The sequence below is a fragment of the Janthinobacterium glycogeni genome (genome assembly GCF_051380725.1).
Lineage (GTDB): Bacteria > Pseudomonadota > Gammaproteobacteria > Burkholderiales > Burkholderiaceae_D > Janthinobacterium.
The window spans coordinates 195419-220333 of record NZ_JBNYXP010000009.1; the positions used below are offsets into that span (position 1 = coordinate 195419).

24 protein-coding genes are annotated in these 24915 nt (G+C 62.0%); 13 read left to right on the plus strand and 11 right to left on the minus strand.

Annotated features, from left to right (window positions below; translation table 11 throughout):
• Positions 1–134 precede the first annotated feature (134 nt).
• Positions 135–1394 carry a PepSY-associated TM helix domain-containing protein gene (locus tag ACQ4W4_RS20895; protein ID WP_436543585.1) on the minus strand — a complete coding sequence of 420 codons (1260 nt, stop codon included), beginning with the start codon at positions 1392–1394 and terminating at the stop codon, positions 135–137.
• A gap of 238 nt (positions 1395–1632) precedes the next feature.
• Between ACQ4W4_RS20895 and ACQ4W4_RS20900 the strand changes: the two genes are divergently transcribed.
• The 5 genes from ACQ4W4_RS20900 (at position 1633) to ACQ4W4_RS20920 (ending at position 6272) form a co-directional block, all read left to right on the plus strand.
• Complete coding sequence (locus ACQ4W4_RS20900) at positions 1633–2463, plus strand: alpha/beta fold hydrolase (RefSeq protein WP_436543586.1); 831 nt, start codon at positions 1633–1635, stop codon at positions 2461–2463.
• Between the two features lie 11 nt (positions 2464–2474).
• Positions 2475–4010 (plus strand): hybrid sensor histidine kinase/response regulator, encoded by a 1536-nt coding sequence (locus ACQ4W4_RS20905; RefSeq protein ID WP_436543587.1) that lies wholly within the window; start codon positions 2475–2477, stop codon positions 4008–4010.
• Positions 4011–4035: 25 nt separating this feature from the next.
• Positions 4036–4557 (plus strand): hypothetical protein, encoded by a 522-nt coding sequence (locus tag ACQ4W4_RS20910; RefSeq protein ID WP_436543588.1) that lies wholly within the window; start codon positions 4036–4038, stop codon positions 4555–4557.
• 3 nt (positions 4558–4560) lie between these two features.
• The gene (locus ACQ4W4_RS20915) at positions 4561–5505 is read left to right on the plus strand and encodes a hypothetical protein (RefSeq protein ID WP_436543589.1); all 945 of its coding nucleotides are present in this window, start codon (positions 4561–4563) and stop codon (positions 5503–5505) included.
• A 68-nt stretch (positions 5506–5573) separates the two neighbouring features.
• Positions 5574–6272, plus strand: a complete 699-nt coding sequence (locus tag ACQ4W4_RS20920) for an aspartate/glutamate racemase family protein (RefSeq protein WP_436543590.1) — start codon at positions 5574–5576, stop codon at positions 6270–6272.
• Positions 6273–6381: 109 nt separating this feature from the next.
• Here the strand turns inward: ACQ4W4_RS20920 and ACQ4W4_RS20925 are convergent, their stop codons facing one another.
• From ACQ4W4_RS20925 to ACQ4W4_RS20945, 5 genes are all read right to left on the minus strand, one after another.
• A complete protein-coding gene (locus ACQ4W4_RS20925; RefSeq protein ID WP_436543591.1) occupies positions 6382–7221 on the minus strand; it encodes a DUF3037 domain-containing protein in 840 nt (279 codons plus the stop codon).
• Positions 7218–7958 carry a HipA family kinase gene (locus ACQ4W4_RS20930; RefSeq protein ID WP_436543592.1) on the minus strand — a complete coding sequence of 247 codons (741 nt, stop codon included), beginning with the start codon at positions 7956–7958 and terminating at the stop codon, positions 7218–7220. Before ACQ4W4_RS20930 ends, ACQ4W4_RS20925 begins: the two co-directional genes overlap by 4 nt.
• Before the next feature lie 168 nt (positions 7959–8126).
• Positions 8127–9344 (minus strand): MFS transporter, encoded by a 1218-nt coding sequence (locus ACQ4W4_RS20935; protein ID WP_436543593.1) that lies wholly within the window; start codon positions 9342–9344, stop codon positions 8127–8129.
• Positions 9345–9638: 294 nt separating this feature from the next.
• Positions 9639–10055, minus strand: coding sequence for an SRPBCC family protein (locus ACQ4W4_RS20940; RefSeq protein ID WP_436543594.1), 417 nt, complete (start codon positions 10053–10055; stop codon positions 9639–9641).
• A gap of 18 nt (positions 10056–10073) precedes the next feature.
• Complete coding sequence (locus ACQ4W4_RS20945; RefSeq protein WP_436543595.1) at positions 10074–11090, minus strand: aldo/keto reductase; 1017 nt, start codon at positions 11088–11090, stop codon at positions 10074–10076.
• 102 nt (positions 11091–11192) lie between these two features.
• Between ACQ4W4_RS20945 and ACQ4W4_RS20950 the strand changes: the two genes are divergently transcribed.
• Positions 11193–12095, plus strand: coding sequence for a LysR family transcriptional regulator (locus tag ACQ4W4_RS20950; protein ID WP_436543596.1), 903 nt, complete (start codon positions 11193–11195; stop codon positions 12093–12095).
• Here ACQ4W4_RS20950 and ACQ4W4_RS20955 read toward each other — a convergent pair.
• The 3 genes from ACQ4W4_RS20955 to ACQ4W4_RS20965 form a co-directional block, all read right to left on the minus strand.
• The gene (locus ACQ4W4_RS20955; protein WP_436543597.1) at positions 12092–12565 is read right to left on the minus strand and encodes a DUF6328 family protein; all 474 of its coding nucleotides are present in this window, start codon (positions 12563–12565) and stop codon (positions 12092–12094) included. The genes ACQ4W4_RS20950 and ACQ4W4_RS20955 overlap by 4 nt on opposite strands.
• Positions 12566–12653: 88 nt before the next feature.
• On the minus strand, positions 12654–13361 hold the full coding sequence (locus tag ACQ4W4_RS20960; RefSeq protein WP_436543598.1) for a hypothetical protein: 708 nt from the start codon (positions 13359–13361) through the stop codon (positions 12654–12656).
• A gap of 109 nt (positions 13362–13470) precedes the next feature.
• Positions 13471–13683: a hypothetical protein gene (locus ACQ4W4_RS20965; protein WP_034751103.1), complete on the minus strand. Its 213-nt coding sequence runs from the start codon at positions 13681–13683 to the stop codon at positions 13471–13473.
• Between the two features lie 262 nt (positions 13684–13945).
• Here ACQ4W4_RS20965 and ACQ4W4_RS20970 point away from each other — a divergent pair, with 262 nt between their 5' ends.
• Positions 13946–14365: a YidB family protein gene (locus ACQ4W4_RS20970; protein ID WP_436543599.1), complete on the plus strand. Its 420-nt coding sequence runs from the start codon at positions 13946–13948 to the stop codon at positions 14363–14365.
• A 51-nt stretch (positions 14366–14416) separates the two neighbouring features.
• Here ACQ4W4_RS20970 and ACQ4W4_RS20975 read toward each other — a convergent pair whose 3' ends face one another.
• A complete protein-coding gene (locus ACQ4W4_RS20975; protein ID WP_436543600.1) occupies positions 14417–15442 on the minus strand; it encodes a LacI family DNA-binding transcriptional regulator in 1026 nt (341 codons plus the stop codon).
• A 445-nt stretch (positions 15443–15887) separates the two neighbouring features.
• On the opposite strand from ACQ4W4_RS20975, the gene ACQ4W4_RS20980 reads away from it, so the two are divergent.
• The 5 genes from ACQ4W4_RS20980 to ACQ4W4_RS21000 all read left to right on the plus strand — a co-directional run bounded on the left by ACQ4W4_RS20980 (position 15888) and on the right by ACQ4W4_RS21000 (position 20448).
• Complete coding sequence (locus ACQ4W4_RS20980; protein ID WP_436543601.1) at positions 15888–17138, plus strand: Hsp70 family protein; 1251 nt, start codon at positions 15888–15890, stop codon at positions 17136–17138.
• Between the two features lie 119 nt (positions 17139–17257).
• On the plus strand, positions 17258–17887 hold the full coding sequence (locus tag ACQ4W4_RS20985) for a 3'-5' exonuclease (RefSeq protein WP_171985014.1): 630 nt from the start codon (positions 17258–17260) through the stop codon (positions 17885–17887).
• A gap of 176 nt (positions 17888–18063) precedes the next feature.
• A complete protein-coding gene (locus tag ACQ4W4_RS20990) occupies positions 18064–19452 on the plus strand; it encodes a tetratricopeptide repeat protein (protein WP_436543602.1) in 1389 nt (462 codons plus the stop codon).
• 94 nt (positions 19453–19546) lie between these two features.
• A complete protein-coding gene (locus ACQ4W4_RS20995) occupies positions 19547–20023 on the plus strand; it encodes a DUF4262 domain-containing protein (protein WP_436543603.1) in 477 nt (158 codons plus the stop codon).
• A complete protein-coding gene (locus ACQ4W4_RS21000; protein WP_436543604.1) occupies positions 20020–20448 on the plus strand; it encodes a DUF6386 family protein in 429 nt (142 codons plus the stop codon). The genes ACQ4W4_RS20995 and ACQ4W4_RS21000 overlap by 4 nt, the downstream gene beginning before the upstream one ends.
• A gap of 18 nt (positions 20449–20466) precedes the next feature.
• On the opposite strand, the gene ACQ4W4_RS21005 is transcribed toward ACQ4W4_RS21000, so the two are convergent.
• Positions 20467–22254, minus strand: coding sequence for a GGDEF domain-containing protein (locus ACQ4W4_RS21005; RefSeq protein WP_436543644.1), 1788 nt, complete (start codon positions 22252–22254; stop codon positions 20467–20469).
• Positions 22255–22729: 475 nt separating this feature from the next.
• Here ACQ4W4_RS21005 and ACQ4W4_RS21010 point away from each other — a divergent pair, with 475 nt between their 5' ends.
• Positions 22730–24850 carry a prolyl oligopeptidase family serine peptidase gene (locus ACQ4W4_RS21010; RefSeq protein ID WP_436543605.1) on the plus strand — a complete coding sequence of 707 codons (2121 nt, stop codon included), beginning with the start codon at positions 22730–22732 and terminating at the stop codon, positions 24848–24850.
• The last annotated feature ends 65 nt before the right edge of the window (positions 24851–24915 follow it).

The window sequence follows — 24915 nt, forward strand, 5'->3', positions numbered from 1 at the left end:
AGCCGGCATGTGCCGCTTACAGGGTTGGAAAGTGGGAAGTGTGCTGCTCTTGCGCGTTGCGCGCGATCAGGCCGCTGGCAAGGTGTGCGGCGCAGGCTGCATTGGTTCGCCTGCACCGTGATGGAAATGCTGCTTCAGGTGAAGTTCGCTGGCCTTTTCGCCTGCAACCGGCGCGCGCGCCGCTTTCGCTCCCAGATGACGATGCCCGTCACCGACAGCATGGCGACCATGATGCCCATGCAGGACATCAGTATGCGCCCCGGCAAGCCGAGGATGCGGCCCGAGTGCAGGGGAAATTGCAGTTGCACGAAGACGTCGGCGGCCGTGCCTTCCCATGGCTTGTGCTGGCCGATGATGGTGCCGTCCATGCCGTCGACGTACAGGTTCGACAGGCCCATGCCGGCCGCGCCGAATTCGTCGGCCGGGTCGAAGAACGAGACGTTGTAGAACGAGTAATTGCCGCCATAATAAATGCCGCCGACTGGCGCCGTGATGCCGCGCTGCACGGCCTGTTTTTTCGCAATGTCCACCGCCCGCTCGAAGCCGATGACGGGCGCGATGTAGCTGCCGTACGGCGCCGGCGTCTGCGTTTCATACGGTCCCGGCGTGGTGGTGGAGAGGAGCGACATGACGGGATAGAACACTTCGCGGTACAGGTTCAGCGAGAACGAGGTGAACGCGACGACAAGGATGACGGGCCACACCCACAGGCCGCCCGCGCGGTGCAGATCGAAATTGAGCTTGTAGCCGCCCGCCGCCCAGCGCACGGCCCACGACGGTTTCCAGCGCTGCCACCAGCTGGCGGCGTCGCGGTGGCGCGGCGCCTCGTCCGGCGCGCGCGGGCGCAAACGGCGCGGCGTGGTCAGATACAACGCCACCATGCTGTCGAGCAGCCACACCAGGGCCACCGTCCCCATCAGCCAGTAACCCCAGCGGTCCGTACCCCAGAAGGCGGGCACGTGCAGGCTGTAGTGCAGGTGGCGCAGGAAGGGCATCAGGCTGCGGCGCGACAGGGAAATGGCCGTCGAATCGCGCGTGCCCGTGATCTGCGCCGTGACGGGGTCGATATACACGGTGTTGTAGTCGAGCACGAACGGTTTACCCGTGGCCGGGTCCGTCAATGGGCGCACCATGAAGGCGGCCGCATGGCCTGCTTCCAGGCCCAGGGTCAGGTAATTGACTTCCACGCGCGGGTCGGCGGCGGCCACCTTGCGCGCCAGCGCAAACGGCGGCTGCAGGGGGCCGCGGCCCGGCGTGTCCATGATGTCGGCGTTGAGCCATTCATCGAGTTCGTGGTCCCACGACGTGACGGCGCCCGTGAGGCCCGCGACGATGAGGAAGAGGGCGATGGTGAGACCGGCCCAGCGGTGTATGACAGTCCAGAAAGCGCGCATGCGGGACAAACCTTCAACATGAAACCGGCTTGTTGCCGCCAGCAGGCGCCATGGCGGCGCACAGGGAAAAGCCAGGCATACGCCCGGTAGTTTGATAATGGGAATCGTTCTCATTATCCGTCGTGGCGTGGTGTTTGTCCAGCGCCAATGGTGTTGTCCAAGGTCAAATCGCGCATGCTAAGATGCTAGCAAGAAGTTAATTTACATTCCACATGGAAATATCCAAGGCTGAAGCGGCATGCGTATAGAAGATCGGAACAATATCCGCGTGAGCGAATCCAGCGGTGCACCGCAGGCGGGCGCGGCAGACACCATGGTATTCATGCACGGCTTCGGCTGCGACCAGACCATGTGGCGCTACCTGGAGCCGCTGTTTCGTCCCCGCTACCGCACGGTGCTGTTCGACCTGGTCGGCAGCGGCGCGTCGGACCTGGCCGCCTATGATTTCGATCGCTATGCGCGGCTCGACGCGCACGGCGCCGACTTGCGCCGGGTCATCCATGCCGTCGGCGGAGGCCCCGTGATCTGCGTCGGCCATTCCGTCAGCGCCATGAGCGCCTTGCTGGCCACCATCGCCGAGCCGGATCTGTTCGCTGCGCAAGTGATGCTGGCGCCGTCGCCGTGCTATGTCGACGATGCGGCTGCCGGCTACCGGGGCGGCTTCAGCCGTGCCGATATCGACGACTTGCTCGATGCCATGGACAGCAATTACCTGGGCTGGTCCGCCAGCATGGCGCCGGCCATCGTGGGCGCGCCGGGACAACCGGCGCTGGGCGACGACCTTGCAAGCAGCTTTTGCCGCACGGACCCCGCCATTGCCCGGCATTTCGCGCAGGCCACGTTTTTGTCCGACCATCGCGCCATCTTGCCGCACAACAGCACGCCCGCCCTGATCGTGCAATGCAGCGACGATTTCATCGCGCCGCCGCCCGTGGGCGAATATTTGCGCGAAATGCTGCCGCGCAGCAGCCTGCACGTGGTCGAGAACATAGGCCATTGTCCGCACATGAGCGTGCCCGATGCCAGCTACCGCGCCATCCGCCACTTTCTCGACGGCCTGCACCTGTAATGCGCGATACGATGCCTTCCTTGCCTGATGTCAGTACCTTGTTCCAGCACGCGGCCTGCGGCTTGCTGCTGTGCACGGCCGACGGCACCATCGTGCAGGCGAACGCCACCTTTTGCGGCTGGCTCGGTTATGGCGCCGGGGAATTGCTCGGGAAAAAGAAGCTGCAGGACTTGCTGACCATCGGCGGACGCGTGTTCCACCAGACGCACTGGCTGCCGCTGATGCAGGTGCAGGGCAGCGTGTCGGAAATCCTGCTCGACATGCGCCAGCGCCACGGGCAATCCATCCCCATGCTGTTCAATGCCGTGCGGCGCGTGCACGAGGGCGTGCGCTATGACGAGATCGCCGTCTTTGTCGCCAGCGACCGGCGCAAATACGAGCAGCAGCTGCAGCTGGCGCGCAAGGAAGCTGGCGAGCTCAACGAACAGCTGGCGGCCGCCGACCGGCGCAAGGACGAGTTCCTGGCGACCCTGGCGCACGAACTGCGCAATCCGCTGGCGCCCATGCGCAACGTGCTGGAAGTGCTGCGCCTGGCGCAGCTGGACGATCCGCAGCTGCGCTGGGCCCGCGACGTGCTGGGACGGCAAGTGGGGCACATGACGCATCTGGTCGACGATTTGATGGAAGTGTCGCGCATCACGCGGGGGCGCCTGGAATTGCGCCGCGCCAGCGTGGAGCTGGCGCCCGTGGTGGAAGCGGCCCTGCACAGCGTGGCGGAACTGGCCGCGCAGGCCGGCCACAAGGTGCACGTGGAGCAATGGCCGCAAGCGATCTGGCTCGACGCCGACGCCACGCGCCTGGGCCAGATGATCGCCAACCTGCTGACCAACGCCGTCAAGTACACGCCGGCCAACGGCGCCATCGGGCTGGAAGTGGCCTGCACGCAAGGCGAAGTGGTGATCAGCGTGAGCGATTCGGGCATCGGCATCGCACCCGAGCACCTCGATACCGTCTTTGACATGTTTTCCCAGCTGGAACCGGCCCTGTCGCGGGCCCAGGGCGGCCTCGGCATCGGCCTGTCGCTGGTGCGCGGCCTGGCCGAATTGCATGGCGGCAGCGTCAGTGCGCGCAGCGACGGCGTGGGGCAGGGCAGCACCTTCGAGCTGCGTTTGCCGCTGCCCGCCGTGCCCCTGCAAGCGCCACCCGAGCCCAACCGCCGCCTGCTGGCCGGTACGCGCGAGGGCAAGGTGCTGGTCATCGACGACAGCGCCGACGCGGCAGAAAGCCTGGCGCTGGCGCTCGACATTCTTGGCTATGACGTGCGCACGGCTTACGACGGCCCGGCCGGCATGACGGCAGCGCAAGTTTTCCTGCCGCAAGTCATCCTGCTCGACATCGGCTTGCCGGACATGAACGGCTACGACGTGGCGCGGCTGTTGCGCAGCCAGCCCTGCGGTCAGCACGCCATCCTCGTGGCCGTCACGGGCTGGGGCCAGGACAAGGACCGCCAGATGGCGTCCGATGCGGGCTTTGACTTACATCTGACCAAGCCCGTGGATTTTTATGAGCTCGATGCGGTGCTGCAAAAGATGCTGCAGGCGCAGTGAAAATAGTATGTGCGAACTGAAAGTAATGGAACAACTGACAGAATTGGAAATCGCTGTTTTCCAGCTGCGCATGGGATTTGGCCATGCCGACCGCTGCGTGGACTGGGCCGTGGAACGCCTGCGCCTGGACCAGGAAGGCGACGACCTGGAAGTCGTGCTGCTGGCCAGCGCCCGGGGCTGCGATGAGGTCCTGCCGCTGGCCGACGTGATCATCGAACGTTACCGGGCCGCGCAGCGGCTGCCTGAGCAATTTCTGGCGGGAAAATATATCGTCGAATTGCGCGCCGCCTATCTGGCGGGCCGGGAAAGCGTGGCGTCGCTCGACGCCATCCTGACCCGCCTGTATCCGGCGCTTCGCTATCCCGACTGGCTGGTCATGCTGAGCCGCAATTGCGAGTATGCGACGGACGTGCCCGAATTTGAGCAGCCGTTCGAGGATGAATTCCACTATATCGCCAGCCTGTGGGCGCAGGCGGAGAGCCTGGCCGCGTTCGAGAGCACCTACAGCCGCGCGACGTCGGACCGGCATGATGTCATGCTGGGCTAGGGAATGGCTACGCTGGCCTTGCCAACACTTTTAAGAACAGAATCGATAAAACTGATGAAAATTAGCCACGTATCCGATGCCGCCGGCGCAAAGAGTAATGAGGATCTGGTGGCGGTTTATCTGCACAATGCGGGCATCGTGGATATCCTGATTTTTGATGGCGCAAGCTCAGTGTCCGAAAAGAATTATTTCGATGCGCTCGCAGGCGACGCCGCCTGGTTCGTGTCCGCTTTTGCAGCCCGGCTGAAAGAGGTGGTCGCGCCCGGATTAAGCCAGCATGACAGCATCAAGCTGGCATTGGCACATTTTCAGCGCGATGTGCAGGCGCGTTTTGATCTGGCGCACATTCCTGCGTATGCCTATCCTATTGCCGCCGTGACGTGGGCACGTATTGTCGAAGGTGACGCCAGCGCCGCAGTCCAGGTATATGCCCTCGGCGATTGCAAGGTGTTTGTCTCCAGCGCAGCCGGGGACGTGCACGATATAGATCCCTATGAGAATGCGCAGGAGGACGTGCTGAAGGCGGCCATTGCGCAGTTGAAAGCGCAAGGGATCGAGGACAAGGCGCAGGTATTCGCTGCCTTGCTGCCGATGCTGCGGGAGCGGCGCGCATTTCAGAACTTGCACGCGGCGCCGGGCATACTGTGTATGTATCCGCAAGGGGAATTCCAGGCCAGGCAGTACGCGTTCGACATGGACAGGCAATCGTACCTGCTGGCAATGACGGATGGTTTTTACCGGCTGGTCGATACCTATGGCCTGTATTCCAAGGAAGGGCTGGTGCGGCGTTGCCGTGAAACGGAGCTGGACGCGCTGCTGCAGCAATTGCGCCAGTTTGAAAGGGATAATCTGGCGTCCGGAGCACAGTCTGTCAAGAAGTCCGACGATGCCTCCGCCGTGCGTTATGGCCCGCGCGCGCTCCAGGGCGAGAGTCTTGATGTTGCATAAGCCTGCACCCGCATCTGCTTGACTTGCCTCAACCTATATTTAGGCCATGCATTTTGATTGGAATTGACGTGCAACATAAAACGATAGGTTTACTTGGCGGCATCGGCTGGGCTTCCACCCTGGAATACTACCGCTTGCTCAATGAAATGCTGGTGGCGCGCATCGGCCCCGCGCATAGCGCGCGCATCCTGCTGGTCAGCATGGACCAGGCCGATTTCGTCGCCCATGCGGCGCAGCCCGATTCCCGTGCCATCGAGCAATTCCTCGTCACGCAAGGGAAGCGCCTGCAAGGCATGGGCGCGGATTTCTTCCTGCTGTGCGCGAATGGCGCCCACCGTTTCGCGCCTGCTATCGTGCCACGCATCGGCTTGCCTTTTATCAGCATCGTCGAGGAAACGGCGAAGCGGGTGCGGGAGTCGGGCGTGCGCAAGGTCGGCTTGCTGGGCGTCAAGCAAACGATGGCGGGCCGCTTTTATCACGATGCGCTCGAGCAGCAGGGCATCGCGACGGTGACGCCCGATGCGGCCGACCAGGACATCCTGCACGACATTATCTACACGGAACTGGTGCAGAATATCTTTACGGAAGCCAGCCGGAACATCTTCCTGAACATTATCGGGAAACTGCGGCTGCAAGGCGTGCAGGGCGTGATTTTGGGATGTACGGAGATACCGCTGCTGATCCAGCAGGGCCATGTGGCCTTGCCGCTGTTTAATACCACGGCCATACACTGCGCGGCGGCGGTGGCGTTTGCCATTGCTGAGTAGGACACCTGTCAATATTGTCCCTGCACTATGATTAGCGATCCTGGACACGCACGGACATTTTGAACGGTACGACTACCTTCAAGATCGCTGCTGTCATCAGTCGTTATGATCAGCTCCTATCAGTAGCGAACTTGAGAATTTGACGTTCATCGTCTGCGGCCACTACCTGTACATTTTCAGCCAGCAAGTCTTGCCTAATTTCTTGAAATGCATGGTAAGGCTTGGTGTTGGCTACCGGTTGAGTGACCGGGAACAAGACTCTTGGTGGTAATGCATTGCGTTTGCGGAGGCGTCGGATTTTGTCGACCCATTGACCGCCATGCGTGAGGATCTTGGTGCTATCGCCTTGGGCAAGATAAAGCGGCTTGATCACTCGCTCAGCTTTGCCTTCAACCATGTCGACAAAGGGGAAGTTTACGGCGAAATCTTCCGTTCCAACCTTTTCACGTTGATAGCGCGCTCCAACTTGCGCGTTGAACAGGAGTTTGCGAACGTTGTTTTCCAATAAACGCTCTTGATATTCTTTGGTTACAAAGTTGCGTTCGACATAATGATCAAATAGCTGCAGAAGTTTGGCCTTGGGATCTTCGGCCAGGACGACGCGCTGATCGGCAAACTGCAACATTGCTTCTCGTGGGCGAACCACTTCAGCAAACAGATTTCTTGCGAGCACTATATCGGGTTGCGTTTTTCGGCCATCCAATGCCAGTCGACGAAGCTCAAGAGCGAAGCGATCCATCTCTTCTTTAAAGAGTTGGCGGCCATCTAGGTAGATTTGACGGTCAAGCTGATGAAAGAACTGCGTGATACGGCCATACCGCTTCAGTATGCGGAAACCAAAGAAGCGCGCTTCGGGGGCGATCAGCGCAATACCGACGTTGGCGAACTCTCCGGTTTCGACAAACGGGCGAAATCGCAAAAGAGCATATTGGCAGGCGAACTTTTTCATGGAGTATTCCAAAAATCTTCTTGGCGGCAACGCTGCAGGCAGGTCTCGATTTCATCCCACATCACATCTGCTGGTACGCCATCATCAACATACCACCAAGAGTCGGGTATGTTAGCACGGATGTCCGCCAATCTTGGCAAAATTGCCTTTAACTTGCTTGCGTAGTGCTCGCGTTGAAGATGGTCGCTAAAAATGTCGTTCCACCTGCTCGCAAACACATGCGTTTTCAGGAAGTTGCTCGGATTGAAGTGCCGATCAAAGGCTTGGTTATGGTCGATCACGACCAATTCTGAGTTCTGCATGTCCCAAAGCAAGTTAGGATTGCCCCCACGTTCGGTCAAATGACGATCTTCGTTATGCAACCACCAATCGAAAATCAATACATCGCTTGCCAGTTGATCCGGCACAAGGTCTCGTGTGATCGCTGTCAGCTCTTGTGGATGTGGAAGTTCTCTCGATGCAAAGACTATCCCGCTACCGAGTTGGCTGATATTGGGAAATGCATTTGCCTCAATGAGTTCCTCAGCCACTTCTGCCAATGCATATTCCGCGATCGGAAGGCCAAATTCCGTCGCCAACTGCGCCGAGACCCACTCGCAAATCTGGCTGCGTCGACCAGCTCCCTTGCCTTTGATAAAGTAAATCGCTCCGTCGTCGCTTCGGCAAATAAATGGTTCGGTTATGCCTTGCTGCGCCCGACCGAGAACCTCGTCAATGAAGATGGTCGCTGTATTCACAGCTGCCAGCTTTCAGATTTGTACCTGGCGATGACTGCTTCGTTCATGGCTTTCACGCTTCATCATGTAAAGAAATCGGATGCGCAGGGAATTGCGAAATCCGATCTATATTCATGATATCGGAAATGATAACTATACAGAGAAAATTATCCTACCTATGCACAAGCATCAAGCCGGCTGCGCGCCGCTCACATTGCGGCTGCGGTTTTCCACCAGTACGGAAATGCCGAGCACGACGATGCCGCCGCAGGCCAGCATGGCGCCCACCCAGCCCGTCGAGCGCAAACCCATGCCCATGGCGATGGCGATGCCGCCGGCCCAGGCGCCCAGGGCGTTGGCGATGTTGAAGGCGGAGTGGTTGAGGGCGGCGGCCACGGTTTGCGCGTCGCCGGCCACGTCCATCAGGCGCGTCTGTACTGCCGGGGCCACGGCGATGCCGGCGCCGATGGCGAACAGGTTGATCGCCGTCAGCCAGACATTGCTGCTGGTATAGGTAAAGGCGGCCAGGGCGGCCACGTTCCACAGCAGCACGCCAAAGATGGTCCACAGGCGCGAGCGGTCGGCCAGCCAGCCGCCGATCAGATTACCCACCGTCATGCCCACGCCGATGATGGCCAGCAGGATCGAGATGACGAGGGGCGAGACTTTCGTGATTTCCAGCAGGGTGGGCGTAATAAACGTGTAGACGGCGAACATGCCGCCGAAGCCGATGGCCACCATCAGCAGGGTCAGCCACACTTGCAGGCGGCGGAACACGCCCAGTTCGCGGCGCGGGCTGGAATCGCCGGCGGCGACCATGGGCACGAAGATGCGCACCATCAGCATGGTCAGCAGGCCCAGCGCGGCGACCAGCAGGAAGGCCGAGCGCCAGCCGAGGGTCTGGCCGATGTAGGTTGCCAGCGGCACGCCGAAGATATTCGCCACGGTCAAGCCCATCAGGACGCGGGCGACAGCCTGGCCGCGCCGGTCCGGTTCGGCCAGCGCGGCCGCCACCAGCGCCGCTACGCCGAAGTAGGCGCCGTGCGGGATGCCCGCCACGAAGCGGGCGACGACCAGCAAGCCGTAGTTGGGGGCAATGGCGCTGAGCAGGTTGCCGCCAGCGAACATGAGCATCAGGCAGATCAGCATCAGACGGCGCGGCATGCGCGCCAGGAAGATCGTGATCAGGGGCGCGCCGATGACCACGCCCAGCGCGTAGGCGCTGATCATGTGGCTCATCTGCGGCAAGGTCGTGCCCAGGTCGTCGGCCACCACAGGCAGGATGCTCATGGAGGCGAATTCGCCCGTGCCGATGGCGAGGCCGCCGATGGCCAGGGCCAGGTCGGCATAACCAGCGCCAAAAGGCGCGGTGACGCGCGGAATCAATGGGTCTACGGAGGCGTGCATGTTCTTGTTGGTTGGGTAAAAAATGACAGGGTGGAGAGGCGCGCGGTGGCCCGGCCGGAGGTGGCGATGCGCCACCAGAGTCGACGGCTGGCCGGTATTTTCGGGCTATAAGTACTGCCCAAAGACAACATTGTAAAAGATTCGGGCAAGCTTTGCTGGGCGACGGCTAAAATCTGCTGCAGTGCACACAACAGCGATGGCTCTTGTTGTTAACGATAACACGGAATGCCTGCGATTCCGCCACAGGGCAGGCGTAGAAAACCCGGCTGTGGCGGAAATGGTCTTCCTGGCTTGTTACTTCGCTAACGTTTGCTGCAGCGCTTCCAGGCCCGCCACATAAATGCCGTGGAACAGGTCCGTCACTTCCTGCTCGCTCACGCCCACGGGCGTGAAGCGGCCCGACCAGGTGACCCGCGCGCCGGCGCCGCCCGCCAGAGGTTTGACTTGCAGGGTCGACAGGTAGTCGCTGGCGGGAAACGGCGCCTGCAAAATCGAATAGCTGTAGCTGCGCGCCACATTGTCGTACGCTTCCAGCTGCTCGACGATGACGTCGCCTGCCGGGGTGGCCAGGTGGCGGATGCGGCCGCCGGCGCTCAAGGTACTGCTGGGAATATAGGGCAGCCAGTCGGGCAGCGAGTTGAAGCCGCCGATCAGCTGCCACACTTGCGCCGGCGTGGCGGCGATGTCGATCGAGGTGGTGGTGTGTGCCATGGTGATATCCCTTTTATATTAGTTGGAACCGCCTGGCAGCGGAGCGTCGGTCGCCACCAGCTGTTCGGCGCGCATGTCGTGCCAGAAGGCGGCGGGAATGACGCTGTTCAAGGCCGCCAGGTCTTCGGCCAGGCGCTCCGGACGGCTGGCGCCGGGGATCACGGCCGCCACGGCAGGATTGGCCAAGGAAAATTGCAGGGCGGCGGCCTTCACGCTGACGCCATGGCGCGCGGCGATGGCCTTGATGCGCTCCACCTTGGCAATGATCTCGGGCGAGGCCTTCTGGTATTCGAAGTGCGCGCCGCCGGCCAGGATGCCCGAGCTGTAGGGGCCGCCCACGACGATATCGACGTTCTGGCTTGCCGCGGCCGGCATCAGCCGTTGCAGCGCCCGTTCATGGTCGAGCAGGGTGTAGCGGCCGGCCAGCAGGAAGGCGTCCGGCTGGGCTTCGGCCAGGTCCAGGGTCAATTCCAGCGGCTCTACCTTGTTCACGCCCACGCCCCAGGCCTTGATGACGCCTTCTTCGCGCAAGCGGGTCAGCACGCGGAAGGCGCCTGTGCGGGCAATCTCGAATTGCGCCAGCCAGTTGTCGCCATGGAAATCCTGGGCGATGTCGTGCACCCAGACAATGTCGAGGCGGTCCGTATCCAGGCGTTTGAGGCTGTCTTCGATCGAGCGCAGGGTGGCGTCCGCCGAATAGTCATCGACGATCTTGTTCTTGCGGCCAAATTCGAACAAGCCGCCTTTTTCGCCCAGTGCGCGGGCGGCGGGGTCTTCCAGTTCATCGAGGATGAGGCGACCCACCTTGGTGCTGAGCACGTAATCGTCGCGGCGGCGCTGCTTCAGGGCCGCGCCCAGGCGCAGCTCGGCCAGGCCGGCGCCGTAGAACGGGGCCGTGTCGAAGTAGCGGATGCCCGATTCCCAGGCCGCGTCGACGGTCGCCAGCGCTTCTTCTTCGGGAATGTTGCGGAACATATTGCCCAGCGGCGCCGTGCCGAAACCCAGTTTGCCAGTCAGTAAGTGTTTGATTGTCATGGTGTTTTCCTTCATTGAGTGAGTCAGTGCAGACAGAATAGCTGGACAAGTTAAGCCTGTCCAAGACATAATTAGCGGAACTTAAGTCTCGTAAGGTCTGATGTGCTCGATATTCGCCAGTTGCAATACTTCATCGCCGTCGCCGAGGAAGAACACGTGGGACGGGCCGCCGAGCGCCTGCATATTTCCCAGTCGCCGCTGAGCCGGCAAATCGCCCAGCTCGAGGATAAGCTGGGCCTGGCCCTGTTCGAGCGCAGCGCCCAGCGCATCCGTTTGACGCGCGACGGCCACACCTTCCTGGCCGAAGCGCGCGCCTTCATTACTCACGGGAACCGCCTGGAAGCGCTGGCCAAGCGCCTGGGACGCGGCGACGAGGGCGGCTTGTGCATAGGCTACATCGAAAACGCCATGCATGCGGGCGTCTTGCCGGACGGCTTGCGCGCCTTGCGGGCCACGCGGCCGCAAGTCCACGTCGCCCTGTACAACCTGCATTCGGCCGAGCAGATCGAGGGCTTGCGCCAGCGCAGCCTCGATATCGCGCTGCTGTGCGAACCGCCGCTGCCGAACGACCCCGACCTCGACTGCGCGCAAGTGCTGAGCGACCCCATGCTGCTGGCCATGCCGCAGACGCACCCGCTGGCAGCCAAGGCCGAGCTGACCCCGGACGATCTAGCGGGCCAGGAGTGGATCGCCGTGCTGCACAAGGAAAGCGTGCTGAAACACGACAACTTCATCGCCGCCTGCGCGCGCGCCGGTTTTACGCCCGATATCCGCATGGAAGCGACGGAACCGCTGACGGCGCTGGGCCTGGTGGCGGCCGGGCTGGGCATGGCCATGATCCAGCACAGCCTGCGCCAGCACGCGCCGGCCGGCGTCGTCGTGCGCGAGCTGCCGTGGTTCAGCTACCGCACGCCATTGTGGCTGGCCTGGCACAAGGTGAATTTGCGCCCGCTGGTGGGGATATTCCGTGCAACCTTGCTGCAGCAGGCGGGCGTCGTCGCCTAGATTTTCCTGGCGTGCTTCAAGTGCAGTGGCAGCCAGCACCACATGCAGATGATGAGCGAACCCATCAGCGCGCAGGCGACGATGCCGGCGACGTGGCCGAACACTTCCGACATCACCAGGTTCGTGCCGAGGATAAACGCCAGCGCCAGCGACAGCGCTCCCGCCATCATGATGCGGTCGGCCACGCGCTTGAAACGCTCGCGGTCTTGCAGGGGGCGCATCACGCGGTGCTGGATGGCTGGCGCGCTGAGCAGCACCAAACTCGTCATGGAGAGGAAAAACGTCAGCAGGAAGACGATTTTTTCCGCCTGCACGATCTTCGCGAAGCCGCCATTGAAGGGCAGGATGATGAGGAAGGCCGTCAGCATCTGTGCGCCCGGCAAGAGGATGCGTAATTCGCTGAGCAGGTCGGACAAGTCGCCTTCCTCGCTTGCTTGATTATTGACGTCATGTGGCGGGGTGTGCGGCATGGCGCTATTCCTGTTGGTGACGATGGGGCCAGTCTACGCACAAGCGGCCAGGCCGACTGTGGGCGGGCGCACCTTCGGACGCATTGCGTCAGAACCAGTGCAGGTGGCGTTGGCGCAAGCGCCACAGGGGCGTCGAAACGATGGGCGCGGCGCTGTGCGAGGCGTCGTGGCCGCAGTGGCCGCAGCTGTGGCGCCGGTGCGGCGCGAGCGCGAAGCTGCCCAGGTCCAGGTGCGGATGGCCGCAGCGGGCGCAGTCGCTGCAGTCAAGCGGCGCGCTGGCCTGCAAGGCGGCGGCGAATGCCTGCGCGGCGGCTGGCGTGATGTTCAGTTGCACGACGTTGGGCGGGAACAGGCCGGGCAAGGCGCGGCAGTCGATGGCCAGGGCCGGCAGATCGCGGCTGAACAGGGCGCCGCCGTCGTCGGCCCGGGCGCGCAGTTGCAGCAGGCCATCCGGGCCCAGACGCAAGGTGGCGGCGTGGAACTGCATGGGGTCGAACAGTTCCGGATACAGCACATAGCCCATGGGGCTGGCGTGCTGGCGGCAACGCATCGGCTGTCCTGCCTGCTGGGCGGCCAGGTCCGCCCGCGTGCCCCAGTAGCACTGGTGGGTGCGGCACCAGTGGCGCGCCGCGCCGTTGCGAAACTTTCCGGCCGGCAGCAGATCGCACACGATGACGGCGTCTTCGCCCGCGCCGGCGCGAAAGTGGCCCGTGATGAGGGGCGTAGTGACGGCAAGGTGGCCCGTGCTCGCGTGCAGGGGCCAGCAGATGCCGGGCAAGGTCAGCGGCGTGGACAATGGCGCCTCCGCGCGGCTCGCGCCTTGCCAGCCGATAGCGGGCCGGCATGAAAAAACCCGCCGGTTGGGGCGGGCTGTGCTGACGGGAATGCCTGCGGCATGACCCGGTCTATTCTTCCGTATCGGCCAGGGTGACGATGGCGCGCGCCCACTTTGAGTATTTCAGGTTCGCCAGATCGCGTACGGTCTTGATATTGAACGCCTGCTTGAGCAATTCCGCATCCTTCTCGCTCACGCCTTGCAGCGCATCGACGGGGGCATCGGCGATTTCCTTGAACGTCTTTTTTTCGTAGGCTTTGTCTACCGCTTTATTGATGTTCATGTGTTGATACTCCTCAGTAAGTAGGAAAATTAATTCTACACGTTTTTACAAACTGTCAATTTACGCTTGCAAGTCGTGCCGAACTAAATATGATGGAGATGGGTCGGGCTGCTGCCGAGCTTGTTTTTGTTGCATCCGTTGAATTGCAAATATAGCATTTGAATTATATATAGTATAATTGTTATGCGTGTCGGCGACTATGCGCCGGCCTTACCGGACGCCGCTGTAAGCGGCACTAATTGACAGCGTTCAGGAGAATACGATGAGTTTGCTAGATCAACTTGCAGGACAGGCGATGAGCGCTTTGGGCAACAAGGGTGCGGACGGCGAAGCCTCGTCAGGACTGATGGCCAGCGTCATGGACCTGGTCAACCAGCATGGCGGCTTGCCCGGCCTGCTGCAGAAATTCCAGGAAAGCGGCTTGGGCGACCAGGTAGCCAGCTGGATCGGCACCGGCGCCAATGCGCCCGTCTCCGGCGATCAGATCCAGGATGCGCTGGGCGCCGACACGATCACCGAGATCGCTGCAAAAGCGGGCGTCGCCCCGGACGCGGCTTCGGGCGGCCTGGCCGCCTTGCTGCCCCAGTTGATCGACAAGCTGACGCCGAACGGTCAATTACCTGAAGGCAATGACCTCGTCAGCCAGGGCTTGAATATGCTCAAGGGCAAGATCTTCGGTTGATAAGCCGATGCCGCAACAAAAAACCTCGCAGCGATGCGAGGTTTTTTATTTTCAGGCGGCAGCCATCATGCCGAAGTGGGGAGGGGCGCCGGTCAGCCTGGCCGTACTTCCCTCCACCAGATACGAGCAATACCTTCTCCGCTCGGCGATGCCGCCGCGCCGTTCCATCAGCTCGCCCAGCATGGCGACGGCATCGGCGGCCATCTTTTGCACGGGCTGGCGCAGGGTGGTGATGTCGTAGCTGAGCCAGCCTGATGCTTCCAGCGCGTCGAAGCCGGCCACGGACATTTGCAGCGGCACCTGGATGCCCATCTGGTGGCGTGCCGTGTCCAGGCAGCCGATGGCCATGATGTCGTTGCCGCAAATGACGGCGTCCGGCACGCGGCCCAGGCGGTCGATGACCTTGCGCAAGCCGCGTCCGCCGCTGGCGTAATCGTAGTTGCCGCTGACGACGATGGGCGCGGGCAAGCCCAGCGTGAAGAGCCGGTCCAGCACGCCTGCCTTGCGTTCCTGCGCCACGGCCGAGTCGCCGGGACCGTCGATGACGGCGAACTGGCGGTGCCCCGCCTCGGCCAGGCGCGACACGAGCAGGCGCGCCGCTTCCGCCTGGTCGCACAGCACCGCATGCACGGCGTGTTCGCGCGGGCTGCGGTTAAACAGCACCAGCGGCACGTCGCGCCGGCCGAATTCGGCCATCTGCTCGTCCGACAGGCAGGCTGCCACGACGGCGCCGTCGACCTGGTATTGCCACACATCGCTGAGGACCTTGCCGAGGTCCGCTTCGCGCTCCAGGGTAAACAGCAATAAACGCTTGCCCTGGCGCGCGATGTGCTGACTCAGGTCGGACAATACTTGCGGATAGTACAGATTGGCCAGGTTGGAAATGATGACGGCCACCAGGTTCGAGCGGCGCGTGATCAGGCTGCGCGCGGCCGCGTTGGGGATGTAGTCGAGGCTGATGGCCGCCTGCAAGACCTTGGCGTGGGTGGCGGGCGAGACGCTGGCGCCCGGCTTGAAGCAGCGCGACACGGCCGATTGCGACACGCCGGCCAACAGGGCCACGTCATACGAGGTCACGCGTCGTCCGGCGCTGGATACGGGGCGGGTGGTGGTGCCGGGGTTCCGGGCTACAGTATTCTTTTTTCGCATATTGGTCTGGCAAGCAGCCTGTCTCAAAATATTCCTGCAGGCCCGGCCGCTTGTGGCGGCCTGGGCGGGAAAAATGAGCATAGCGAAAATATTTCCATGTGGCAAGACTGTTTTCTTATTCATGTTGCAAAGAATTTGATTGAATGGCAAGTGGTATGCATGCCCTGCCATGGCCACTGTCGCAGGGGCCGCTGCCATCCTGGCTGAGGCGTTCCGTAGGGTCCTGGCATCAATTTCCCAGCAGTCGCTTTTGCGCGCGGCCGGTGCTGAATGCAGGGCAAGCTCGGGATGTTCAGCGGGCTGAACGGGTTTTTCTGGTGCAATGGCCTGCCTTCTGATAACATAACGCCCCTTTATTCAGGGAAGGGTCGACATGGCCAATGCTTGCGGCGTCGATTTCGGCACGTCAAATTCCACGGTAGGCTGGGCACGTCCCGGGCAGAGCACCATGCTTGGCCTGGAAGATGGCAAGACGACCTTACCGTCCGTTGTCTTTTTCAATGCGGAAGACGAGGAAGTCAGTTTTGGCCGCGCGGCGCTGGCCGGCTACCTGGCCGGTTACGAGGGGCGTTTGATGCGCTCGCTGAAAAGCTTGCTGGGCACGAGCCTCATCGATGGCCAGACGGAAGTGGGCGGCCGCGCCTTGCCGTTCCGCATGTTGCTGGCGCAATTCATCGGCGAAGTGAAACGCCGTGCCGAGCAGTCCGCCGGCCGCGAATTCTCGTCCGCCGTGTTCGGGCGTCCCGTCTTCTTTATCGACGACAATGCGCAGGCCGACCAGCTGGCGCAGGATACCCTGGCCGAAGTGGCCCGCTCTGTCGGCTTCAAGGAGGTCGCCTTCCAGTTCGAACCGATCGCCGCCGCCTTCGACTACGAGTCGCAGATCGACAAGGAAGAGCTGGTGCTGATCGCCGACATCGGCGGCGGTACCTCCGACTTTTCGCTGGTGCGCCTGTCGCCGGAACGGGCGAAGAAAACCGAGCGGCGCGACGATATTCTCGCCACCGGCGGCGTGCACATCGGCGGCACCGACTTCGATAAATACCTGAGCCTGTCCTCCGTCATGCCCTTGCTCGGCTATGGCAGCCGCCTGCACAATAATAGCGAAGTGCCGTCCAGCTATTATTTCAACCTGGCTACCTGGCACACGATCAACCTGGCCTACACGAAGAAGATCTGGGTACAGCTGGCCGACGTGTGCCGCGATGCGCGCGAGCAAGACAAAGTGAAGCGGTTGCAAACGCTGATCGACGAGCGCGCCGGCCACTGGCTGGCCATGAAAGTGGAAGAGGGCAAGATCGCCCTGTCCGACGCGGCCGAAGTGCAGCTGGAACTGGAGCGTTTGTCGCCCGCGCACAGCCTGTTGTTGAAACGTACGCAATTCGACGAGGCCATCGGCCACCTGTGCGGCTCCGTGGAAGAAACCGTGCTGCGCCTGCTGCGCGACGCGGGCGTGGCGCCGGAAGCCGTCGACACCGTGTTCTTCACGGGCGGCTCGAGCGGCGTGCGCTTGCTGCGCGAAAAGATCGCCGCCCTGGTGCCGGCCGCGCGCAAGGTCGAGGGCGATCTGTTCGGCAGCATCGGTGCCGGCCTGGCGCTGGACGCCGTGCGCAAGTTCGGCTGATAAAATGTGCATGGCGGCGTTGCCGCGTCTTGCCGTACTAGTGTACTGTCTTCGACGCGGCGCCTTGCCCTGCGCATTTTATCGATACACCCACTGTTGCACCCACGAAAGAGCGCCCCATGAATGTGTTTGACAAACCGATCGTCATGATCGACTTCGAGACGACTGGCTTGTCGCCTGACATGGGCGACCGCATCACGGAAGTGGCGGCGCTGCGCATCGAGGGCGGGCAGATCACGGACCGCTACGTGACCCTGATCAATTGCAATGCGCGCATTCCCTCGTTCATCACGGGCTTGACGGGCATCACGCAGGCCATGGTGGACAAGGCGCCGCCCGTGGCCGAGGTGGTGCCGCAATTGCTGGATTTTATCGGCAGCGATGCCTTGTCGGCGCACAATGCCAGCTTCGATGAAAAATTCCTGCGCGCCGAAAGCGCCAGGCTGAACCTGACGCCCGCGCACCAGTCGCTCGTGTGTTCCTTGAAACTGTCGCGCCGCGTGTTTCCCGGCATGGCCAGCTACAAGCTGGGCTTGCTGTCGAGCCAGCTGGGTATCGCCTTCAAGAGCGCCGCCCACAGGGCCGAGTCCGATGCGGAAGTGGCGGCGCAAGTGCTGATCCATATCGGCCGCCACTTGCGCAGCAGCTACGGCATCGCCGATGTCGACGCCGACTTGCTGGTGTCGCTGAACAAGCTGGCCGCCGCCAAGGTGCCGCAATTCCTGCAAAAGCATCCATCGCGCCGCTGAGCGCCTTAGCCTATTCGAGCAGGCTCATCAAAACGATATAATTTTGTTATTTCCTTTGAGCCTGCTCAAGTCCTTCCCCCGCATCGAATTTAAAATTTAAGCAACACACGATTTCGCTACCCTGGGCCGCCGTTTTGCGCGTGCCGCCGGCAAGCGCGATGTGGATGGGGGCGCACATGGACAAGCACCATACTGCCAGAGATAGTCACGAAGCATATATCTGGTTCCGCACGGCTGCCGAGCAGGGCAATGCGTACGCCCAGTTCAACCTGGGATTGATGTACAAGAAGGGCGAAGGCGTGGCGCAGGACGATGCGCGCGCCTTTGTCTGGCTACGCCTGGCCGCGCTGCAAGGGCTGGCGTTCGCGCAGAACCACCTGGGCGCCCTGTATTACCACGGCCGCGGCGTGGCGCAGAGCGATGCCGACGCCGTGCTGTGGTTTCGCCGCGCGGCTGCCCAGGGCGATGCCTCGGCCCAGCAAAACCTGGGGCAGATGTACCGCAAGGGGCGCGGCGTGCTGCAGAGCGACGAGCTGGCGCTGGCGTGGCTGTACCGCGCTTCCGAGCAGGGCGTGGCCAGTGCGCAATCTTTGCTGGGCGAAGCGTATGCGCAAGGCCTGGGAGCGAAAAAAAACGATGCGCTGGCCCTGGCCTGGTTCCGCAAGGCGGCCTTGCAGGGGGATGCCCAGGCGCAGCTGAACCTGGGGCTCGTCTACAAACGCGGGCAAGGCGTGGTGCAAAGCGATACACAGGCGCTGGCCTGGTTCCGTCAGGCCGCGGCCCAAGGCCTGGCGGTGGCGCAGCGGCAACTCGGCGTGGCGTATGCGGAAGGCCTGGGCGTGGCGCCCGACCAGCTGCGTGCCTACGCCTGGCTGCAGCGGGCGGCCGAGCAGGATGACGCCGACGCCCAGTTCAACCTGGGCCTGATGCTGGCGCGCGGCCAGGGCGTGGACAAGGACGAGGCGCGCGCCGTCGTCTGGTACCGGCGTGCCGCCCTGCAAGGGCATTGCATGGCGCAATACAATCTGGGCGGCATGTTTGCGGGCGGGCGCGGCGTCGTCCGCGATTTGCGCCAGGCACTGGACTGGTATGCCAGGGCGGCGGCTCAGGGCGCGTCGAATGCGCAATTCAATCTGGGCGTGATGTATGCCAACGGCCAGGGCGTGGAGCGCGATGAGGTGTGCGCCGTGCGCTGGTACCGCACGGCTGCCGAGCAGGGCGATGCCAGTGCGCAAAATAACCTGGGTGTCATGTATGCGAATGGTCATGGCGTGCCGCAAGACGATGGCCTGGCCGTGCATTGGTATGTGCGCGCGGCGGACCAGGGCCATGCGTTGGCGCAGTACAACCTGGGCGGCATGTACAACAGCGGGCGCGGCGTGGAGAAAGATCCCGTTTTCGGCTACATGTGGCTGGCGCTGGCGGCCGAGGGTGGCGATAGCGGGGCGGCCAGGGCCCGCGAAGCGGCTGCCGCCAGGCTGGAGCCGGCACAGCTGCAAGAGGCGCAGCAGCGCATGCGGCAATGGCATCAGGGGCGCTCCCCGCCGCAGCCGCCGCGCGACTGACGTACCGTCACCGTGCGCGCACGTCGCATGCGATAATTGCCGCAGGGCATGTCGCGAAGGCGGCGCGGGTTTTGGGCACAGTGAAAGGTGGAACATGGTAAGGCAGGCAGGCGAGGACGCATCCGAGCAAAAAGTTATCGACGATATCGCCACGCATGGCTGGCATGGCGTGCATATCGGCGCCGATGAAGAGGGGCCCGGCTATGCGTTCACGATAGGCGCCGGCCACAGCTTCGGCCAGCCTGAATTCCTCATCATGGGCTTGCCGCGTTCCATGGCCCACCAGATACTCGACGTGGCGCTCGATGCCGTGCGCAGCGGCGCCATCACGGATTTTACGGTCACCACGGACGCCTTGCTCGAGGGCCATCCGTGTGCCTTCGTGCGCGTGCCCGTCGAGCAATACCGCAACTATGTCGGCTACGCGCGCTGGTATTACCAGGGCGATGATTTTACCGTGTACCAGATCGTCTGGCCGTCGCGTGATGGCCATTTTCCTTGGCAGGCGCAAGCGAGTGCGCAGTACGTGGAGAGCCAGCCCCTGCTGGGGCCGGCGCCGGCGGCGGCATGACCAGAATCGTGACCGGCACGGCCACCCTGTGCGTGTTCGACCCGGCCCTCATGCGCCACAAGCTGGACGACGACTGCGACTGGTGGAGTATTCCCAGCGCGGAACTGGCGGCCGTGAATGCGGGTCAGGCGGCGTTTTTCAACGTGGGTGGCGATGGCGCGTACGACATCGCCTTACACGCCGAACTTGCCGAACCTCACGAGAGCGTGCATCTGGCGATCGTCTCGGGCCGCGTCTTCATCGGCGCCGGTGAAGATGTCACGGGCGGCGGCCTGGAACCGGACACGGCGTACGGAGGCCTGTTCGTGGACGTGCCCGTGGGCGGCTGCCGCGTGCAGGCGCGCCGCGATGGCCACTTGATCCGCCTGGCATTCGTGCCCGATGCGCGCAGCAGCAATGCGTTTGCCGACCTCGTGCGTATTTGATGCGCCGTTGAACCCTGGCTAAGCGTCCGTGCGCGCCACGCCCGCGCCTTGCCGGCGGTCCAGGAACAGGCTGTTGCCGTGGATTTTTTTTGCCTGTTTCTTCGCTTCCGCCGCCTGCGTGGCGATCTGATGGTGCGTGTAGTACTGGTGCGCCTCGACCTTGATCGCGCCCAGCGACAGGCTGATCAAGGAATAAAACACCTTCTTGCCTTGCCGGTCTTCGCTGATGTAGCCGCCCCGTTCGCAGTCGCTGGTGCTGTAGTAGGCGGGGATGGCGGCGGCGAAGTCGTCCAGCATGGCCTGGCAGCGCGTTTCCCAGTCTTCGCTCTGGAACAGGATCATGAAATCGTCGCCGCCGATGTGGCCGATGAAGTCGCGGTTCGGGTCGCAATGGCCACTGAGGATTTCTCCCGTCAACTGAATCACATCATCGCCCTTGCGGTAGCCGTACACATCGTTGAAGGGCTTGAAGTGGTCGAGGTCGCAATAGCAGACCCAGAAGCGGGCGGCGCTGTGCAACAGGCGGTCGATATGCTCGTTGATGGGCACGTTGCCGGGCAGTTGCGTGAGCGGGTTGGCGTAACGGGCCGCGTTGATCTGCATCTGCGTGATTTCGCGCATCAGGTCGTGGCCCGTGCCCATGCCCAGGTAGCGGCCGTGTTCGGTAATGATGAAGCCGTTGAACAGATGATGGGCATCGGACTGCACCATGGTGTAGCTGAGTTCCTGCAAGCTCGTCTCGTGGTCGGCGATCAAGGGCGTGGCGTCCATGAACAGGCTGCACGATTTCTTGCCATACAGTTCGCGCTGGTAGGGGCGGGCGAAGTGGTCGATCATTTCGAAGCGGCTGATCAGGCCCAGCGGCATGCCGTCGTCGACGACGGGGATGATCATCAGCTTTGGTTCCTTCAGGAAGATGTCGTACACCTCGTTATTATTGAGCTGCGGCGAGACGGCCGCCACCTTGTTCAGCAGCTTGCGGATGCTGGCGCCGTTCTTTTCCAGGCTGCTGCGCTGCGGATACACGGCCACGCCATTGCGCCCCAGCGCCTGCACCACTTCGGCCGGCAGCGCGCGCGCCGGTACCGCGTTGGGCCGGCCCAGGTGATAGCCTTGTCCGAACGCCACACCCAGGTCGCGCAAGACCAGCAATTCCGTCTGTGCCTCGATACCTTCGGCAATCACCAAAGTACCCGATTTTTCCGCGATTTCCTGGATCGAGCGCACGAACTGCAGTTTCACGGGGTCGTTGTTGATACCCTGGATGAAATGCATGTCGATTTTCACGTATTCCGGACGCAGTTCCGACCACAGGCGCAGGCTGGAAAAGCCTTCTCCCAGGTCGTCAATGGCGATCTGGAAACCCATGTTGCGGTAGTGCAGCACCGCTTCGCGCATCAGCTCGTAATCGTAGGTGGGCTGGTTTTCCGTCAGTTCGATGATGACACGGTCCGGGTTAATGCCGATGTGCTCGATATATTCGAGGGTTTCGCCATGGCGCGCATTGCGCAGCAGCAGGCATTCGGGACTGACATTGAGAAACAGTTTTCCTGGCAACTCCAGTTCGGCGAAGCGTTCAAGCACCACTTGCCGGCACAGGTGTTCCACTTCCAGGGTCAGGTCATGCGCGCGCGCCACCTTGAACAGATTCATCGGCGCGTGCAGGGGGCTGTCGGACGGTCCCCGTATCAAGCCTTCGTAGCCGATGATGTCGCCGCTGTGCATGTGGATGATGGGTTGGAACAGGGCGCTGAGCTTGCGGCTCGCCAGGATCTCGTGCAAGGCATCCGTGCCTTCGATGGTCATGCTGGCCGATGGGGGCTTCAGGTAAGCCACGTTCGATGGTGTCGCGGGGGCCGGCGCGGCGGTGGCGGAAGGGAAGGCGAGAGTGTGCATAGGCGGACGTGGCGGCACGGCCTCTGGACGGGCCATGAACATGTTGCCGATAGTAAAGAAGATTTATGACAACTTGATGAAACGACTTTGCTTTTGATAATGTTTCTTGTGCGAACGTCAGTTTGCCGATTTCGCGGAAAGCGAGATTTATCATGGTAATTCCTATAAATTTCCCAAACAAAAGACGGCAAATTCAGTGGATAACTGTGCTTTAAAAGTGGCAATCCGCGCTATGATTTATCTTGGCGAAAGTCAACATGGGCAGCCGCGGCATGTGTTTGAGCGGCCTGCTTTCCTCGACATCCAACAATGAGACAAACAACCCATGCAATTACGTAGTGCAACCCTCATATTCAGCTTGATGACCGCTTTCGGTGGCAATGCCATGGCACAATCCTGTCCGGCCGGCGACGGCGCCCCCGTGACATATCCGGTCAGCAAAAAAGTCGACCAGCAAGACAGCTATTTCGGCACCACCATCGCCGATCCGTACCGCTGGCTGGAAGACGCCAACAGCGCGGAAACGGGCGAATGGGTGGCGGCGCAAAACAAGCTGACGCAGTCGTACCTGGGCACCATTCCCGAGCGTGCGGCGATCAAACAGCGACTGACCAAGCTGTGGAATTATGAGCGTTTCTCTACGCCAACGAAGCAGGGCGGCCGCTACTTCTACAGCCGCAACGACGGCTTGCAGAACCAGGCCGTGCTGTACACGGTGAAAAAACTGTCCGACGAACCACGCCTGCTGCTGGACCCGAACACCCTGTCCACCGATGGCACGGTGGCGCTGGCCGGCACCTCGATCAGCCCGAACGGCAAGTACCTGGCCTACGCCACGTCCGCTTCCGGTTCCGACTGGAACGAGTGGAAAGTGCGCGACATCGAATCGGGCAAGGATTTGACGGACCACATCCAGTGGGCCAAGTTCTCGGGCGCCTCGTGGACCAAGGATAACTCCGGTTTCTTCTACAGCCGCTATGACGCGCCGAACGAAGCGACCAAGCTGGCCGACATCAATTATTTCCAGAAATTGTATTTCCACAAGATCGGCACGCCGCAAAGCGACGACGTGCTCGTCTTCGACCGTCCCGACCAGAAGGAATGGGCGTTCGGCGGCAGCACCGTCAGCGACGACGGCAATTATTTGATCATCACGGCCACGCAAGGCACGGAACGCAAGAACCGCATCTTCTACAAGGACTTGCGCCAGAAGAATGCCAAGGTCGTCGGCTTGCTGGAAGCGTTCGATGCGTCGTATTCCTTCATCGACAATGACGGCCCCGTGTTCTTCTTCAAGACGGATAACAAGGCGCCGAAATCGCGCGTGATCGCCATCGACACGCGCAAACCGCTGCCCGCCGACTGGAAAGAAATCGTGCCGCAAAGCGCGGAAACCCTCGTTGCCGTCAACCTGATCAACAACCAGCTGGTGCTCGATTACTTGAAAGATGCGCAAACGCAAATCAAGATCGTCGACCTGAACGGCAAGCTCGTGCGTGAAGTGGCCTTGCCGGGCATCGGTTCGGCCGGCGGCTTCGCGGGCAAGCGTGGCGATACGGAAACGTTCTACTCGTTTACCAGCTTCACGACGCCAGCGACCATCTACCGCTACGACATGAAATCGGGCAAGAGCACGGTGTACCGCCAGCCGAAGGTTGACTTCGACCCGAACGCCTTTGAAACGCGCCAGCAATTCTTCACCAGCCGCGACGGCACCAAGGTGCCGATGTTCATCGTCTCGAAAAAAGGCATGAAGCTCGACGGTTCCAATCCGACCTATCTGTACGGCTATGGCGGCTTCAATATTTCGCTCACGCCAAGCTTCTCCGTGGCAAATCTTGCCTGGGTGGAAATGGGCGGCGTCTACGTGATGGCCAACCTGCGCGGCGGCGGTGAGTACGGCGAAGCCTGGCACCAGGCTGGCACCAAGCTGAACAAGCAAAACGTGTTCGACGATTTCATCGGCGCAGCGCAATGGCTGGTGGACAACAAAGTCACCTCGCCATCGAAGCTGGCGATCGGCGGCGGCAGCAATGGCGGCCTGCTGGTGGGCGCGGCCATGACGCAGCGTCCCGACTTGTTCGCCGCGGCCATCCCGCAAGTGGGCGTGCTCGACATGTTGCGCTTCCACAAGTTCACCGTGGGCTGGGGCTGGGTGCCTGACTATGGTTCGTCTGACGACGCCGAACAGTTCAAGGCGCTGGTGAAATACTCGCCGCTGCACAACCTGAAGGCGGGCGGTTGCTATCCGGCCACCATGATCACGACGGCCGACCATGACGACCGCGTCGTGCCTGCCCACAGCTTCAAGTTCGCCGCCGCCGCCCAGGCAGCGCAAGGCGGTGCGGCGCCCGTGCTGATCCGCATCGACAGCAAGGCCGGCCATGGCGCCGGCAAGCCGACGACCAAGCAGATCGAAGAAGTGGCAGATCGCTGGGGCTTCCTCAGCCGTTCGCTGAAGATGACGCCGGTAGTGGCGGAGCCGGCCAAGGTGGCGGCGCAGTAATCAGCTAGGTGGTAGGTCGGATTAGCGCGGCAGCGCCGCGCGTAATCCGACACCGCCAGCGCCAA